13 protein-coding genes are annotated in these 17,044 nt (G+C 40.6%); 8 read left to right on the top strand and 5 right to left on the bottom strand.

Annotation, left to right across the window (positions count from 1 at the left end; all coding sequences use genetic code 11):
• Nucleotides 1-16 precede the first annotated feature (16 nt).
• Nucleotides 17-808, top strand: coding sequence for a glucosamine-6-phosphate deaminase (gene nagB / locus QZL88_RS13750; RefSeq protein ID WP_296941961.1), 792 nt, complete (start codon nt 17-19; stop codon nt 806-808).
• A gap of 49 nt (nt 809-857) precedes the next feature.
• Here the strand turns inward: nagB and QZL88_RS13745 are convergent, their stop codons facing one another.
• On the bottom strand, nt 858-2,861 hold the full coding sequence (locus QZL88_RS13745) for a sulfatase-like hydrolase/transferase (RefSeq protein WP_296941960.1): 2,004 nt from the start codon (nt 2,859-2,861) through the stop codon (nt 858-860).
• Nucleotides 2,862-3,503: 642 nt separating this feature from the next.
• On the opposite strand from QZL88_RS13745, the gene recG reads away from it, so the two are divergent.
• Nucleotides 3,504-5,600, top strand: a complete 2,097-nt coding sequence (recG, locus tag QZL88_RS13740; protein WP_296941959.1) for an ATP-dependent DNA helicase RecG — start codon at nt 3,504-3,506, stop codon at nt 5,598-5,600.
• A gap of 209 nt (nt 5,601-5,809) precedes the next feature.
• Here the strand turns inward: recG and QZL88_RS13735 are convergent, their stop codons facing one another.
• The 4 genes from QZL88_RS13735 to tsaB form a co-directional block, all read right to left on the bottom strand.
• On the bottom strand, nt 5,810-6,739 hold the full coding sequence (locus QZL88_RS13735) for an energy transducer TonB (protein ID WP_296941958.1): 930 nt from the start codon (nt 6,737-6,739) through the stop codon (nt 5,810-5,812).
• Nucleotides 6,740-6,978: 239 nt separating this feature from the next.
• A complete protein-coding gene (locus QZL88_RS13730; protein ID WP_296941957.1) occupies nt 6,979-8,700 on the bottom strand; it encodes a M56 family metallopeptidase in 1,722 nt (573 codons plus the stop codon).
• Nucleotides 8,701-8,719: 19 nt separating this feature from the next.
• Nucleotides 8,720-9,082, bottom strand: a complete 363-nt coding sequence (locus QZL88_RS13725; protein WP_296941956.1) for a BlaI/MecI/CopY family transcriptional regulator — start codon at nt 9,080-9,082, stop codon at nt 8,720-8,722.
• Between the two features lie 135 nt (nt 9,083-9,217).
• Entirely contained in the window at nt 9,218-9,925 is a 708-nt protein-coding gene (gene tsaB / locus QZL88_RS13720) for a tRNA (adenosine(37)-N6)-threonylcarbamoyltransferase complex dimerization subunit type 1 TsaB (protein ID WP_296941955.1), read from the bottom strand.
• Nucleotides 9,926-10,115: 190 nt separating this feature from the next.
• Between tsaB and rnr the strand changes: the two genes are divergently transcribed.
• From rnr to obgE, 6 genes are all read left to right on the top strand, one after another.
• Nucleotides 10,116-12,266: a ribonuclease R gene (gene rnr / locus QZL88_RS13715; protein WP_296941954.1), complete on the top strand. Its 2,151-nt coding sequence runs from the start codon at nt 10,116-10,118 to the stop codon at nt 12,264-12,266.
• A 121-nt stretch (nt 12,267-12,387) separates the two neighbouring features.
• A complete protein-coding gene (locus tag QZL88_RS13710; protein WP_296941953.1) occupies nt 12,388-13,557 on the top strand; it encodes a heparan-alpha-glucosaminide N-acetyltransferase domain-containing protein in 1,170 nt (389 codons plus the stop codon).
• Nucleotides 13,558-13,694: 137 nt separating this feature from the next.
• Complete coding sequence (locus QZL88_RS13705) at nt 13,695-14,387, top strand: AIM24 family protein (RefSeq protein WP_296941952.1); 693 nt, start codon at nt 13,695-13,697, stop codon at nt 14,385-14,387.
• Between the two features lie 150 nt (nt 14,388-14,537).
• The gene (hpt, locus tag QZL88_RS13700) at nt 14,538-15,077 is read left to right on the top strand and encodes a hypoxanthine phosphoribosyltransferase (protein WP_296941951.1); all 540 of its coding nucleotides are present in this window, start codon (nt 14,538-14,540) and stop codon (nt 15,075-15,077) included.
• 68 nt (nt 15,078-15,145) lie between these two features.
• A complete protein-coding gene (locus tag QZL88_RS13695) occupies nt 15,146-15,718 on the top strand; it encodes an adenylate kinase (protein WP_006800095.1) in 573 nt (190 codons plus the stop codon).
• A gap of 111 nt (nt 15,719-15,829) precedes the next feature.
• Nucleotides 15,830-16,987 (top strand): GTPase ObgE, encoded by a 1,158-nt coding sequence (gene obgE / locus QZL88_RS13690; RefSeq protein WP_296941950.1) that lies wholly within the window; start codon nt 15,830-15,832, stop codon nt 16,985-16,987.
• Nucleotides 16,988-17,044 lie beyond the last annotated feature (57 nt).

The following is a 17,044-nucleotide window of genomic DNA, read 5'->3' as shown; positions in this document are numbered from 1 at the left end:
TAAACACTGATATATCATGAGACTAATTATCCAGCCCGATTACAATTCCTTATCCCAATGGGCAGCTAACTATGTTGTAAACAAAATCAATGGCGCTAATCCGACATCTGATAAGCCATTTGTTTTAGGACTACCCACAGGCTCTTCTCCTTTAGGCATGTACAACGGTTTGATTAAGCACTATCAGGAGAAACGGGTATCATTCAAGCATGTAGTCACATTCAACATGGACGAATATGTCGGTCTGCCGAAAGACCATCCGCAAAGCTACCATACCTTTATGTGGAACAATTTCTTCAATCATGTGGACATAGACCCTGCTAATGTGAACATACTGAATGGCAACGCATCCGACCTGCAAGCAGAATGTGCTGCTTACGAAGCTAAAATGAAAGCTGTTGGAGGTGTAGACTTATTCCTTGGAGGAATAGGCCCGGACGGACACATTGCATTCAATGAACCGGGTTCATCTCTATCATCCCGCACACGTATCAAGACATTGACCCATGATACAATCATAGCTAACTCCCGCTTCTTCAGCAATGACGTAAACAAGGTACCAAAAACATCTGTGACCGTTGGCGTAGGCACTATCCTCGATGCAAAGGAAGTCCTGATCATGGTAAACGGGCACAATAAAGCCAGAGCTTTGGCCCAAGCTGTAGAGGGTTCCGTTAATCAGATGTGGACTATCACAGCCCTGCAACTGCATCCGAAAGGAATCATCGTATGTGATGAAGCTGCTACGGACGAACTGAAAGTGGGTACGTATAAATACTTTAAAGATATTGAAAAAGAGAATCTTTAAACAATCAGATTGTCTGCAAATATATCCGGGGAGGCTGTAACAGCCTCCCTTAATTTTCACCCTGTTTTTTCCTTAACAATTGATTCTTCAACAAATAATTCGTCACCTGAACTGTCGCGGATGCATATACACGCATACTATCGAAAGCCTCCTGATGAGCCGAGGCTATATTCTGCGGATTATTAGCCTTGTAATCATACAGATACTCCTGCTTCGACAAGGTATTGTAACAATAGAGGAAGTTATCGTCTACACAGCCAAGTTTGTCATCGGATGAAAACACTGCATACGGGCGTGTTTCCTTCATCAGATCTATACCCAGAGAATTGTTTTCATAATCCATATTCAGCAAACCCATTACTGTAGGAAATATATCGATCTGCCCTCCATATGTATCAATAATCTTCGGTGCATCATCGAACAAAGGCGAATAGATGATAAGCGGAACATGATTGAATGATAGAGGCATCTCATACAGGGCCTGACCCTCGAGGCGTCCATGATCTGCAACAAATACAAATATGGTATTATTAAACCAATCGTGTTTAGCCGCATCATTCATAAACTGTTTTATGCACTGGTCGGAATAAAAGACAGCCTGCTCCGAATCGTTCTTGCTTATATACTTAAATTCATCCGGTATTATATAATCAGGATGATTTGATATAGTCAGTATTCCTCCAAAAAACGGTTGCCCATCGGTATTTCCTAAAGTATTGGCTGCATATTTAAATAAATATCCGTCATTGACGCCCCAGGGACTAACATACTCCGATGGCGGATAATTCTCCCGCGAATGAAGATTCTTCATCTCGTATCCATTCAGACTAAAGAACATATCCATATTATTATATGCTTTTTCATGAGCCAGATAAAATGACGACACATATCCTTTCTTGTTCAGATTATACGGTAGGCCTTCACATAATGGAAGCGGCACGGCATTAGAGCCGCCGGTAGCAACCCTGTTATCCATAATCACCCTATCGAAAAGCGAAGGTATGCCGTACAATGAACTGAATGTACCCTGATTTGTATGTATCGCTTGAGAATATATATTCTTGAAATAATATGACTTGCTTATCAGTCCATTCAAAGTAGGCGTAAGGCGTGGGGTTTCTGTAATGAAATAAGAAGACATCGCCTCCATTATAACAAGTACGATATTGGGCGTGATCTCGTCTTCCACACTGGTTACCCTACGGCGGATACGGGAATCATCTTCTATAAAATCCAGATATACAAAATCCTTCTTTATAAGCTCGAACGAATCGTCCAGTGATATCAGATGATTCACCTCACGGTCTTTATATTGGGGTACAATCATACTCAACCAGAAATTATATACAGGACTCACAGTTAACTCATTTGTAAAAGAACTTGAGCCCAGATAAGGTGTCCATAAAGTAATCGGATAAACAAACCTCTGTTTCTTCGTTACACCTGTATAGCAGACTGCGAGTAAAACAATGGGGATAAGAACATATTTCGCTATCTTCAATTTACTATTTACTGAGTCATCTGCATTGTAATTCTTCCATTTCTTAGAGAAATATACGACACACAAGCCAAATAAAAGAACGGTTATGAAGAATAAAGCGAAATATTTATAATAACTCGACTCTGCCAGAATCATCTGATACCCCTCTGTATCGTTACTCAACCAAGCCAGGATAGATACATCCAGATGCTTGAAAAAGAAATTAAAATATGGTATATCGGCTATTGTAAATCCAATTATTACCGCATAGATACCTATATAATAGGTATTGAAGCAACACCGGAAAATTTTCCTATTTGCTCCAAAAAAAGACAGGCAGCAAGCAAAGATTATAGCAAGAGTACTAATGCACGCTACCGGAATATTATCTATATAAAGACCTAAACGGAAAGCTCCTGCTATAGATTCACGATCTACATACTCCACATTATGCCAGTTTGTAAACAACAGTATCAACCTGATTATAAGAAAGATAAGTAGCACAAGCAAATGTATCTTGAAGATATATGCTATTATAGGATACAGGTTAGTCAGATATTTTTTTAAATCCATCTTATTTGTAAAGAATATTTGTGTTAAAGGCTTCTATTGTTCAAATAGATTGCAAAGATAAAAAAATGTCAGTAAATATAAATTATGAATAATCTACTTTACAACCTTTTCGCTAGTAATTAACATAAGGCAATCAACCTTGCTGAAATTTTGAAAAAGTTACAAATGATACAATAAATAATGTTCTCGAGGAAAGACGCAAATTCCAGCCCATGATCATATTTACGTTTATTAACCATATTTCGTTAAAACCTGACATATCTGACAAGTTTTCCTTTGTTTTTATCTTGTCATTTTCACATCCGTTAACTATATATAATTAAAAAGTAACAAAGGTAACACGGAAAGCAATTAATAATTAAGAATGAAAAATTAATAATTAGCTTGTCTTACAGAGCAAAGCGAAGCATCTCGTTAGTGAACAGTCATCGGTTAATAACTTGTATCTCGTATCTTGTCTACTTGTATCTCATATAGCTTAAAACTTACTACTCAATACTTATACCAATACATCAAAGAACCTTCAGCCAACAGCAATCAACCATCAGCCATTATATATAGATAAATATCTTTCATGTTCCTTATGCTATACCTCACAAATTCTTGTAACTTTACACGTTAATATGTTTTTTGACAGGTAAAATGACTGATTTTTCACAGACCGATATAAAGTTTCTAGCAGGAGTAGGTCCTAAAAAGGCTGAGATACTAAATAAAGAACTTAATGTGTTCTCGGTAGAAGATCTCCTCTATTACTTTCCCTATAAGTATATCGACCGCAGCCGCATCTATTTTATCCACGAAATAGACGGCAATATGCCTTATATACAACTCAGGGGCAGGATAACAGGCTTTGAAACACATGGCGAAAGGCATAAAAAACGGCTTGTTGGACACTTTACCGACGGCACGGGATATATAGATCTTGTTTGGTTTCAGGGAGCAAGATTCATAGAAGAAAAGTATAAACTGAATTTACCCTATATCGTTTTCGGAAAACCCACCATGTTCGGCGATAAGTTCAATATCGCGCATCCCGATATAGACCCTTACATCAACGAAGAAGAGCGGCCGACCGGCCTGATGCCGTACTACAACACGACGGAGAAAATGAAAAATCATTACCTGAACTCCAAAGCGATTCAGAAAATGATGGCTGCCGCCTTTACTTCCATTATCAGGAACCTGCAGGAAACATTACCCGAAAAGGTAATACAGGACGCTCGCCTCATGGGGCTGAAACAGGCTATGCGCAATGTGCATTTCCCCGAAAATGCGACCTTGCTGCGGGAAGCCCAGTACAGGCTTAAATTTGAAGAGCTGTTTTACATACAACTAAATATACTGAGATATACTGCCGACCGTAAGTCAAAACTGAAAGGCTTTGTATTTACCAAAGTCGGAGGCTACCTCAATACGTTCTACGAACAGAACCTCCCCTTCCCACTGACCAATGCCCAGAAACGCATTATAAAGGAAATACGGCAGGATATGGCTACCGGCGAACAAATGAACCGCCTCTTGCAAGGTGATGTCGGCAGCGGAAAAACGCTCGTAGCTTTGATGCTGATGCTAATCGCCTTGGACAATGGTTTTCAGGCAGCACTGATGGCTCCTACCGAAATACTGGCAACACAGCACTATCACACAATCAAAGAATTTCTTGCCGGAATGGATGTGAATGTAGAACTACTGACAGGCTCTACAAAGAAAAAAGACAGGGAACGCATACATAGCGGCCTGTTGACGAATGACGTGCAAATCCTCATAGGTACACACGCCCTGATAGAAGACACTGTACAATTCGGCAATCTGGGGCTGGTAGTGATAGACGAACAGCACCGGTTCGGCGTAGCTCAGCGGGCAAAATTATGGACAAAAAACACCAATCCGCCACATATACTGGTAATGACAGCCACACCGATCCCGCGCACACTGGCGATGACTGTATATGGCGACCTTGATGTCTCTATAATAGATGAGCTGCCTCCTGGACGAAAACCAATACAAACCATCCATCAGTACGATAAAAAGAGGGGCGCGCTGTACGAATCCATCCGCAAGCAATTACAGGAAGGACGACAGGTATATATGGTGTATCCACTCATTGAGGAAAGCGAGAAACTTGACTTAAAGAATCTGGAAGAAGGCTTCGAACATATAAAAGAAGTATTTCCCGAATATACGGTATGTAAGGTTCATGGCAAGATGAAGCCGAAAGAGAAAGATGCCGAAATGCAACGCTTTGTCTCTAACGAAGCTCAGATAATGGTTGCCACTACAGTTATCGAAGTAGGTGTAAATGTGCCCAACGCCTCAGTTATGGTGATAGAATCGGCGCAGCGGTTCGGACTTTCGCAATTGCACCAGTTACGGGGACGCGTAGGGCGCGGAGCCGACCAGTCTTATTGTATTCTGGTCACTCCTTACGAACTATCGGCTGATACCCGCAAGCGAATCAACATTATGGTAGAGAGCAACGACGGATTCGAGATAGCCGAGGCAGACCTTAAACTGCGTGGCCCGGGCGACCTTGAAGGCACGCAACAGAGCGGTATCCCGTTCAATCTGCGAATAGCCAATCTGGTACGAGATGGGGAAATAGTACAGTATGCACGGGAAATCGCACAAAACGTATTAGATGAAGACCCATCGATGGAAAAGCCCGATAACCTCATCTTGCGAAAGCAATTGCGCAAGCTCGGAGGGAACAGGTATAACTGGGGACAGATCAGTTAAATGCCGAAGCCGTTCCTTCATTATAGAGATACAACATCAAATCCGGAAGAATAGTTCTATTCAACAGTCTACGAAACAATGGAATAGTTTTTTATGATCTACAAGTTTGTTTGAAATCACAACAAAGCAATCCAGCACATTATTTGTTGGTTGTATCTTGCTGAAAAATTCCTGCTTCATAGTTTTCTTTCAGCCATTGATAAAAAAGGTTATGGAATTTTAAAGTTAATCGGTAAAACGTACCTCACTGCTACTTTTTTCCCTTTATTTTCGCCCGGAATCCAATGAGGCATCAGTCCTACTATCCGTTCTGCTTCTTTTGCCAGGACTAAGGAAGTAGAAGGACATTGTTCATTAAACCGGCAACGGACAACCCCGAATATATCAGAGATTTCTCCTGTTGGGGATATAATAAATTGTACCATTACCTTTCCTTCATCCTTATATTCTAATGCCTCATCAGGATATTGCATATTGTCGGTGATAAACTTTTGCATCTTACTCATTCCGTCAGGGAACTGTGGATTCTTTTCGGCAAAAGCAAAAACTTCACCCTGGTATTGTTCTTTTTGGGGTGGTGGCAAAGGATACAATTTTAGTTTGCCATCTTCCGAATGATAGACGCCACCAAGCAAATAAGTAGTGCGCACTATTTTTCCATTTAGTTTACCGGGACGCCATTTTGTCATTGTTTTTGCCACGCGCAACACTTCGGCATCCAGAGCCGGATAACTTCCGGCATAAAGACTAAAACTATTCAAAGAACCATCTTTTTCTACGATAAAATGCACAATAATACTATTATCGCTCCTGTTTAAGGTTGTTCCTGCCGGAAAACGCACATTGTCATTCATATATTGCCATACATCGCCTCCCGAATACTCCGGTAAAGTACCGTCTTCTCTGAAAATACGAACATCTTTTACTGGTTCTTCTTGCGAAACATCTGTCATCCTGCTTTCGCCCTCTATATGAACAGAATCCGACAATGTCTTGGCATTACCTGTTAAGTCTTGTTCTTCGTCGTGTATTCCGGGTTCGGATTTTTGCTGTTCTTTCGAAGTGTGACCACTGCACGCAGTAACTACCACAATCCACAAAAGAATGATTGTGTATTTGAAATTTACTTTTTTCATCATTTTAGTTATAATTCGTCAGACATTATCTATTTTCTCTCTTCAACAAATAAAGTTTTTATTAAATAAAACATAGCAGCGTTGCTGCCAGCCATTTAATCTACCATGACTTTTAAGTCGTGGATAATAGATAAAAAGGGATGCAACATTGAAAGTACTTATACTAAGTAATTAAAAAAGAGAGGCAGAAAGTACTGCTGTCTGCCTCTTTAGAATAGTAGTAATTAGTGATTAGCCTTTATTTATTTTTTATCACTTTTGTTCAGCTTATAAACGATAGGTAACGTGTAATATACATCCACAGCCTGCCCGTTCTGCTTACCGGGCGTCCACTTCGGCATGGAGCCAACCATACGGGCAGCCTCTTTGTCCATACTCGGGTCTATTCCACGAATAACTGAAACATCACTCACCTCACCTGTACTCTTCACTATGAAGCGGACTACCACACGTCCTTGAATTCCATTCTTTTGAGCATCTTCCGGATATTTCAGGTTATTACTGATATACTCATGCATAGCCGGTTCTCCTCCGGGAAAAGCAGGCATTTGTTCTACGGTTAAAAAAGGCTTCATTTTATCGTTTGGAGAACCCTCTTTCAAGGATGCAACTTCTACTTTCTTCTCTTGTGGTGCACCATAACCGACCGCAACAATTTCATTCGGATCGCCACCGGACTCCACCTTTTTAGTAGCACCCGCAAGCCTGAATACAATAGGTAATGTATAGTACACATCTACCGCTTTTCCACCTTGCTTGCCGGGTTCCCATTTAGGCATGGATTTCACAATACGGATCGCCTCATTATCCAATAAAGGATCAATGCCCCTTATTACTTCTATATTGGATATTTCGCCGGTGCTCTTCACCACATAGCGAACAGTCACTCTTCCCTGAATACCTTTAGTCTGAGCCTCTACTGGATATTTCAAACCTCCGGAAATAAAACGCTGTTGAGCATCTAATCCTCCGGGAAACGAAGGCATCTGCTCTACTGTCACATACACATCCCCTTTCTTTTGAGGCGCCTGATCACCATCCATCACTTCGGATATTTCATCTATCGAAAATTTATCTAAAGATGTAGTTGCCTGTACTGCGTTGCCCAAAAGCAATGTTGCGCATACCGGAACAACCAGCAGGTATTTTACAGATGTAAATACTGAGCTTTTCTTTTTATTCATCATCATAATGCGTTGTTTAAGTTGTGAAACGTTGAAATTATTAATAAGTGGTATACCGGTACTTCTATTTGAGACTTGTAATAATATATATTGATATTCTTTCGAATCGAATCCTGACTCCAGCACACCTTTATCTGCCAGATATTCCAGGTTCAGTTTTATTTCTTTCTTCAACAACCATGCAAACGGGTTCCACCAGAAACAAATACATAAGATTTCGGATAGCACCACATCGATAGAATGATACTGATCTACATGCACCTGTTCATGTGCAATTATCTCAGCCAGTTCGACCGGATTATGGGCATCAGAGTTGATAAAAATCCAGTTGAAGAAAGAAAATGGGGATGCCCGCCTATCTTTCATTTTTACAATGCGGTAAGTGGACAATTTTTCAGTCTCATTCGCAATTCTCAACTTAACCAAACTGAATAGTTGCACAAAAAATTTAATTGCACAAAAAAGCGATACGGCGGCAAGTATAGCTAAAACAACAACCCACATGCTCACAGCCGCCTCCGTCGAAGCCTCCGCATCAACTACGCTCCCGACTTCAATATCCGACAACCAGTATGTCGGAATCTGTACAGGAGTATCACCGGAAGCAGACAATTCGATCGTAACGGCAGGGAATAACAGAGAAAATAATAAGGCTGATAAGAAGTAAATTCTCCTCAGTTTCAGAAATGTGTCCCTCTTCAGACAAAGAACATACAGTCCGTAAAACAGTGCCAGAGCAACCGACACCTTGACAAGGTATATTAAAATTGTGTGATCCATGGTAGCGTAGTATTGATTATTAACCTTTGCCCTTTTCTATCATCTTCATTATTTCCTGTAATTCCTCTGGGGATATTTTTTCCTCCTTTACAAAGAAAGAGACAAGCTCTTTATATGAATTCTCAAAGTAACTTTTTACTACATTAGACATAAATGCCTTCTTATACTCATCTTCTTTGATTTTCGGAGTATACACCCACACATTGCCATATTTCTTTGAATTCAGATAACCTTTTTGCTCCAGATTACGAACGACGGAAGCCACTGTCGTATAGGGAGGCTTAGGTTCATCCATCTCATTTATGATATCTTTTACTACACACTCTTTAAGCTGCCAGATGTGCAGCATTATAGATTCTTCCTGATGAGTAAGCTTTTCCATATTTTACAAGTTTGGCGTAAAACTACTATTTTTTCGTAAATATACGGATTTTTTTTTATCATCAAAATATTTAATGACATTTTTTACATAATAAGTATAGAGAAAGAACTTATTTGGATGCCCTAAAATCAGCAGTTACTTACCCATATCGGCCAACACCTTATTCTTAGGAGTAGTAGCTACGAATTCTTTCAGATAGAAAGGTTCAAAATAAGCTACATCTTCAAAATCTCCGGCGACGTAGGCTTCCTCAGCCAGGCTAATCATATCCAATGCGCGTGGATAGACATTGTCTAAGAACAAAGCCGTTTCACTTTTCAATACAGCCTTACATTTTTCCGCCCCATTACCAAAGAAAACAATCCTACCCTTGTCCAGATAATCGGTAAAAGAATTTTCGTCAATAATATCGGCGCTAACAGGACGCACTTCCTGTAATTCTTTGTTTAATAATACATCGTACACTTCCATTCTGCGGGCATCTATCATCGGGCAAAGCAACGTGTAATCCTGCAAATCTTTCATTTTAGATACGCCGTTTGCCATTATTTTTAAAGAATTCAGGGCAATCAACGGGATATTCAGCCCAAAGCAAAGCCCTTTCGCCTCCGATACGCCAATACGAAGCCCTGTATATGAACCGGGGCCACAACTAACCGCCACGGCATCAGGTTGCAAATTTTGAGCGCGAAGCATATTCACTGCTTCATCTACAAATGTACCTAACAAAACGGCATGGGAAGGTCCCTTGGTTTCTTCCTTTTGAAAAATCACTTGTCCATCTCTGGACACCGCTACTGAACACACTTCCGTAGCTGTTTCTATATTTAATATGCAAGGCATAATCTTATATTTCAGTTAATTCAAAAACAAAATTACATAAATTCTGACAAAAGTATTTCATTCACAAAGAATCAGATGTACAATTTAATTCTTTTTTGTACATTTGGTATTTAGTATAACAACCGGGGTAATAACATTCTCAACCCGTTAATGTTTGCCCGACAATAGAAATTAATGAAATAAATCACATATGAGTAAGAACAAAGCTCCTCACAAAACTGATAAAAGAAAAACAAAAGCAGATATAGTAAACAGCATTGTAAACTTTTTCAATAGAAATTCATCAGAATCATTCAGCCCAAAGCAAATCACCGAAAAACTCGGGTTCAAAAAGCCTGCTGAAAAGCAGCTAGTGACGAATATTATCTACAACCTTCTCGAAGATGACTTCATTGTAGAGCCTGTACGTGGAAAATATAAATCCAATAATCGCGGAATTTTTCTTGAAGGCACATTCGAAAGAAGGAGTAACGGGAAGAACTTTTTCAAACCGGAAGACGAAAGCAACAATATCTTCATAGCCGAACGCAACTCTGCACATGCCATGAACGGCGACCGTGTGAAAATACAGATACTGGCTAAACGCAAAGGACGTGAAGCAGAAGGCGAAGTACTGGAGATACTGGAACGTAAGCAAATTACTTTCGTAGGTACACTGGATGTTCAGAAGCAATTCGCTTTTCTGGTAATGGACAGTAAAATACTGGCTAATGATATATTTATCCCAAAAGACAAACTGAATGGAGGTAAAGACGGGGACAAAGCACTGGTAGAAATAGTGGAATGGCCTCAGAAAGCAAAAAATCCGATAGGAAAAGTACTCGACATACTGGGACAGGCCGGGGAGAACAATACGGAAATGAATGCTATCTTAGCTGAATTTGGCCTGCCATACAAATATCCCGAAAAAATAGAAGCATTTGCGAATAAAATACCAGATGAAATCACTGAAGAAGAAATAGCCAAGCGTGAAGATTTCAGAAATACACTTACATTCACAATAGACCCGCGCGATGCGAAAGACTTCGATGACGCACTATCTATCAAACAGATAAAAAATGGCCGTTGGGAAGTCGGAGTACACATTGCCGATGTGACGCATTATGTACAGGAAGGCGATATTATAGACAAAGAAGGCGAAAGCCGGGCCACATCTATCTATCTGGTCGACAGAACCATCCCTATGCTCCCTGAAAGACTCAGCAACGGACTGTGCTCGCTTCGTCCGCATGAAGATAAATTATGCTATTCTGCTATATTCGAACTCGATGACGATGCAAATATTAAGAAAAGCAGAATTGCCCGCACAGTTATACATTCCGACAGGCGCTTCACTTATGAAGAAGCACAGGACATAATAGAGACCGGCGAAGGTGATTACAAAGAAGAGGTACTGAAACTGAACGACCTTGCTAAAAAGTTAAGAGGTAAACGTTTCGACAACGGAGCAATCGCATTCGACCGCCATGAAGTAAGATTCGAAATAGACGAAAAAGGAAAACCAATCAGCGTATATTTCAAATATGCCAAGGATTCGAATAAACTGATCGAAGAATTTATGCTTCTGGCAAACCGCACTGTTGCCGAATTTGTCGGAAATGTACCGAAAAATAAGAATGCAAAAACATTTGTCTATCGTATCCACGACCTGCCGAATGCGGAAAAGATGGAGAACCTTTCTGAATTTATCCGCCGTTTCGGATATAAAATAAAGGTGGATGGGTCGAAAACAAATGTATCCAAATCGATTAATCACCTGCTGGACGAGGTAAGCGGCAAGCCCGAAGAAAACCTGATCTCTACCATTGCCATCCGCGCCATGGCCAAAGCGATATACTCTACAGTAAACATCGGACATTACGGATTGGCATTTGAGTACTACACTCACTTTACCTCCCCTATCCGCCGTTATCCCGACATGATGGTTCACCGTTTGCTTACCCGCTATCTGGATGGAGGACGCAGTGTGAGCAAACAGCTTTACGAAAGCAAATGCGAACACAGTTCGGAAATGGAACAACTGGCAGCAAATGCCGAAAGAGCATCTATAAAATACAAACAGGTGGAATATATGTCCGACAAACTGGGACAGGTATTTGACGCTGTTATCTCAGGGATTACAGAATGGGGGCTATATGCCGAAATAAATGAGAATAAATGTGAGGGAATGATTCCTATCCGCGATCTGGACGATGATTTCTATGAATTCGACGAAAAGAATTATTGTTTGCGCGGACGCCGCAACAAACGCACTTACAGTCTGGGCGACCCTCTGAAAATAAAAGTAGCACGGGCAAATCTTGAACGTAAACAACTGGATTTTGCCCTAGTAGAAGAGTAAACTTATAAAACAGCACGCCATCTTGATGTTAAAACCGGCGTGCTGTTTTGCAGAAATACTTAAAACGACTATTTTCGTACTCTGCATACCGTTAACATTATTTCTAACAGATACATAAAAAATGACACAAAAACCTTCAGGAAGACTATTGTCTCTCGATGTACTCCGTGGCATCACAATTGCCGGAATGATAATGGTCAACAATTCCGGATCAGGAGAGTATACCTATGCCCCGCTAAGACACGTTGCCTGGGACGGGCTAACACCCACCGACCTCGTATTTCCGTTCTTCATGTTCATCATGGGAATATCCACCTATATTTCCTTGCGGAAATTTAATTTCGAGTTCAATACTCCGACTCTCTTAAAGATTCTTAAACGAACGATTGTCATATTCTTAATCGGACTCGGTCTTTCATGGCTCGGATTATCATTCCGTACGTACCACATGCTGGAGCCTGACAATCTGGGATTCTGGGAACGCTTTTTCAGGGCTATAACGGACTTCGGGCATCTCCGCACATTAGGGGTTATGCAGCGATTGGCGTTGACTTACGGTGCTGCATCCATTATAGCCATTACTGTAAAGCATAAATATATTCCATATATAATAGGTACAACATTACTGGCTTATTTTCTGCTACTTGTCTTCGGGAACGGGTTCGAGAAAAGCGAAGACAGCATTGTATCTATAGTAGACCAGGCTATATTGGGTGTAAATCACATGTACAAAGATTCGGGACTGGCTATAGATCCTGAAGGGCTATTAAGCACCATCCCGGCGATAGCTCACGTCCTCATCGGATTCTGTTGCGGTGCACTCATAATGAATACTAAAGACAATGAAAAACGGATATCCCAATTGTTTATAGTCGGCACAATACTCACTTTTGCAGGATTTCTACTCAGCTACGGTTGTCCTATCAATAAGAAGATATGGACACCTACATTTGTTTTAGCAACATGTGGGCTGGCCTCTCTGCTTCTTGCATTATTGATATGGATAATCGATATAAAGGGACATAGAAAATGGAGTGTATTTTTCGAATCATTCGGGGTTAATCCTCTCTTTATATATGTGATGGCCGGAGTGATGGGTACACTGGCTTATCAGGCGGTATTCCCTTACAATGGAGAATATATCTCAGCCAAAGGATATATATATTCCGTTCTGCTTCAACCATATCTGGGAGACTATTTCGGCGCATTGATATATGCTCTCATTTTTGTAGGTATCTGCTGGATTGTAGGAAACATCCTTTATAAGAAAAACATCTATATAAAGATATAATGAAGTTATTTCAAAAAAAGTGACCTAACAGGATAGTATTATTTTCATGTTTAGGATAATTTCTCTATTTTTAGAACTTTTAATAAATCACAACTACGAACAAACCATTAATTTATTAATTTTTAAAACTTTACACTATGAACAAGTATTCGATTAAGGCTTTCATTGAAGAAACGGCACAAGACGAGTCAAAAAATGACTTTTTCCAATTAGAAAGTCCATATATGCTCGAACTTAACATCAACAACCAAATGGTAATGTTGAAAAAAGGAGCAATGGTTGCATATACCGGAAACGTAAAATTTGAAAGAGAAGGTATGCTGAGCAAAGGTATCGGCAACCTGCTTAAGAAAACTGTATCGGGAGAAGGCACTACAATGATGAAAACCACAGGTACCGGACGTATATATGCTGCCGACTTCGAAAAAAGAGTACGCATTTTGTATCTCGAAAATGAATCTATCAATGTAAACGGCAATGATATCCTCGCTCACGAAGAATCAGTAAAATCGGAAGTAAAGATGATGAAAAGCGTTGCAGGCATCATGGGTGGGGGATTATTTCAGGCTCGCCTGAGCGGAACCGGACATATTGCCATCACAACTCATGGCAACCCAATGACATTGATCGTGAAACCGGGACAACCTGTCTTCACTGACCCTAATGCAACAGTAGCATGGTCGGGCAACCTTGCCCCTCAGATGAAGACTGACATATCCCTTAAAACACTTATCGGAAGAGGTAGCGGCGAAAGCTTCCAGATGATGTTTGAAGGTGATGGATGGGTTATTATCCAACCATGTGAAGAAGTATATGGAACTCCTCAGTAAGCATTTATTTCAGATACTTATAGAAACGGGACAACGGCAGTTTTCCCGTTTTTTCTTTTTTTAGACATTTAAAATACCATCATTATGATAGACAATTAACTGATTTATGCTACTTTTGCAGTTTAATAACAATTTAGAGTAAAATCATCTATGAAAACGGTGACTATTAAGGATAAAGAATTTGATCTTTTTCTCACAGAAGAGGTTATAGAAAAAGCAATTGACAATGTAGCTGCCAGATTAAATAAAGATTTGGCCGGCAAAGACCCTTTATTCATTTGCGTGCTAAATGGTTCGTTTATGTACGCCTCTGAATTGATGAAGCGCGTATCTATCCCTTGCGAAGTATCTTTTGTAAAGATGTCATCTTATAAAGGGACTTCTTCAACCGGAAAAATAAAAGAAATATACGGGCTGGAAGAAGATATTAAAGGCCGGACAGTTGTCATTGTGGAAGACATTGTAGACACAGGCTATACCATGTCACTAATGCTTGACCAACTGGTTTGTGACGAACCTGAAAGAATATTGGTTACCACACTTTTACTTAAGCCAGACGCATTGAAACATGATATAAAACTGGATTATGTAGCCTTGGAGATACCTAGCGATTTTATCGTTGGCTTCGGGCTCGATTACGACGGATACGGACGTAATCTTCCGGACATATATAAAATAAAGAACTCTTAAATATAAATCTTGCAGGCCACACTATTACAATTGTGTAACCCGAGCCTGTAACATGTAACTTAATTAATATGTTGAATATTATAATTTTTGGAGCTCCGGGCTCAGGAAAAGGCACTCAAAGCGAGAACCTCATCAAGAAATATAATTTGGCACACATCTCTACAGGCGATGTCTTACGCGCTGAAATGAAGAACGGAACAGAACTGGGCAAGCTGGCTGAAGGCTATATATCGAAAGGACAACTTGTACCTGATGATGTAGTTATCGGCATGCTGGCAAACGTTCTGGACAGTAAAAAAGATGCATCGGGAGTTATCTTCGATGGATTTCCCCGCACTATTGCTCAAGGTGAAGCATTGGAAAAGATGCTGAAAGAAAGAGGGCAGGATGTATCTGTTGTTGTCAGCCTCGAAGTGGACGAACCGGAACTGATAGACCGCCTCATCAAACGCGGACAACAATCGGGACGGTCAGACGATAATCTGGAAACAATCAAATCCCGTCTCGACGTTTACAAAAATCAAACATCTCCGTTAAAGGAACATTATAAAAACACAGGCAAACTTGCGTCTATAAAGGGAGTAGGTACTGTGGAAGAAATCTTCGGTCTTATAGCTGAGGCTGTAGACAAAGTGAAATAATATTCCCCAATATAAAAGGAAGTTATAGGAACTATCTTATAACTTCCTTTGTTATCTAAATACAAATCAAAAGTTTCCCTTACAATACAAGCAGGAGACAACCAAAACAGTATGGCAGATTCAAATTTTATAGATTACGTCAAAATTTATTGCCGTTCGGGCAAGGGTGGTAGAGGATCGACTCACTTCCGTCGTGAAAAGTACATACCTAAAGGAGGCCCTGATGGTGGAGATGGCGGCGATGGTGGTCATGTGATATTACGGGGCAACCGGAACTTATGGACATTACTCCACCTGAAGTTTCAACGCCATATTCTTGCAGGACACGGTGAAAGTGGTTCCGGCAGGTTAAGTTCCGGCAAAAAAGGTGAAACCAAGATAATCGATGTCCCTTGCGGAACAGTGGCTTATGATGCCGAAACGGGAGAATATCTATGTGATGTAACCGAAGACGGCCAGGAGGTTATCATGCTGAGAGGTGGTAAGGGCGGCCGTGGAAACAACCACTTCAAAACGCCAACTAATCAGGCACCACGGTATGCTCAACCGGGAGAACCATATCAGGAACGCAGAGTGATATTAGAGCTCAAAGTATTGGCCGATGTCGGGCTGGTCGGATTCCCAAATGCAGGAAAGTCTACCTTGCTATCTGTAATGACTGCAGCAAAGCCTAAAATAGCTAATTATCCGTTTACTACGCTGGAACCAAAGATAGGAATTGTTAGTTACCGTGACTACAAATCGTTCGTAATGGCCGACATTCCGGGTATTATAGAGGGAGCAAGTGAGGGTAAAGGTCTGGGATTACGCTTCCTGCGTCATATCGAGCGGAATTCATTATTATTGTTCATTATTGCCGCCGATGCGGACGACATTCATCAGGAATATAGGGTTCTCCTCAACGAACTGGCTCAGTTCAATCCCGAATTACTGGATAAACGGCGGGTACTGGCCATATCTAAATCCGACATGCTGGACGAAGAACTGATGGAAGCTCTGGAAGCCGATCTGCCGGAGATACCTCATATCTTTATTTCATCCATAACAAGCTATAACCTTGTGGCACTGAAAGATTTATTATGGCGCGAACTGAATGCCGACGGAGAATATCAGAAGTCATTCAATATAACACATCGCAATCTGGATATAAAGACCGTGGAATTTGATGAAGAGGACGACTCTATACCGGAAGATGACTACGAGGAAGAAGACTGGGATGATGAAGAGGAAGTGGATGGATTCTTCTACGAAGAGGATGAAACTGAGTAAGGTTACAGCCCTTTGATTCGACTGTCTCAAGATAAAACAAAGGCCTGCTGGAAATAT

The sequence above is a fragment of the uncultured Dysgonomonas sp. genome (genome assembly GCF_900079725.1).
In the GTDB taxonomy this organism is placed as follows: Bacteria; Bacteroidota; Bacteroidia; order Bacteroidales; family Dysgonomonadaceae; genus Dysgonomonas.
The sequence above is the reverse complement of the archived record's forward strand: the minus strand, read 5'-3'. Positions and strand labels throughout refer to the sequence as shown.

Bases quoted from the DNA above. Each gene is read 5' to 3' on its own strand.
- QZL88_RS13695 (WP_006800095.1), top strand. From the start codon at position 15,146: ATGTTGAATATTATAATTTTTGGAGCTCCGGGCTCAGGAAAAGGCACT.
- tsaB (WP_296941955.1), bottom strand. From the start codon at position 9,925: ATGCCTTGCATATTAAATATAGAAACAGCTACGGAAGTGTGTTCAGTA.
- QZL88_RS13730 (WP_296941957.1), bottom strand. From the start codon at position 8,700: ATGGATCACACAATTTTAATATACCTTGTCAAGGTGTCGGTTGCTCTG.
- obgE (WP_296941950.1), top strand. From the start codon at position 15,830: ATGGCAGATTCAAATTTTATAGATTACGTCAAAATTTATTGCCGTTCG.
- hpt (WP_296941951.1), top strand. From the start codon at position 14,538: ATGAAAACGGTGACTATTAAGGATAAAGAATTTGATCTTTTTCTCACA.
- QZL88_RS13745 (WP_296941960.1), bottom strand. From the start codon at position 2,861: ATGGATTTAAAAAAATATCTGACTAACCTGTATCCTATAATAGCATAT.
- nagB (WP_296941961.1), top strand. From the start codon at position 17: ATGAGACTAATTATCCAGCCCGATTACAATTCCTTATCCCAATGGGCA.
- QZL88_RS13705 (WP_296941952.1), top strand. From the start codon at position 13,695: ATGAACAAGTATTCGATTAAGGCTTTCATTGAAGAAACGGCACAAGAC.
- QZL88_RS13710 (WP_296941953.1), top strand. From the start codon at position 12,388: ATGACACAAAAACCTTCAGGAAGACTATTGTCTCTCGATGTACTCCGT.
- QZL88_RS13735 (WP_296941958.1), bottom strand. From the start codon at position 6,739: ATGATGAAAAAAGTAAATTTCAAATACACAATCATTCTTTTGTGGATT.
- recG (WP_296941959.1), top strand. From the start codon at position 3,504: ATGACTGATTTTTCACAGACCGATATAAAGTTTCTAGCAGGAGTAGGT.
- QZL88_RS13725 (WP_296941956.1), bottom strand. From the start codon at position 9,082: ATGGAAAAGCTTACTCATCAGGAAGAATCTATAATGCTGCACATCTGG.
- rnr (WP_296941954.1), top strand. From the start codon at position 10,116: ATGAGTAAGAACAAAGCTCCTCACAAAACTGATAAAAGAAAAACAAAA.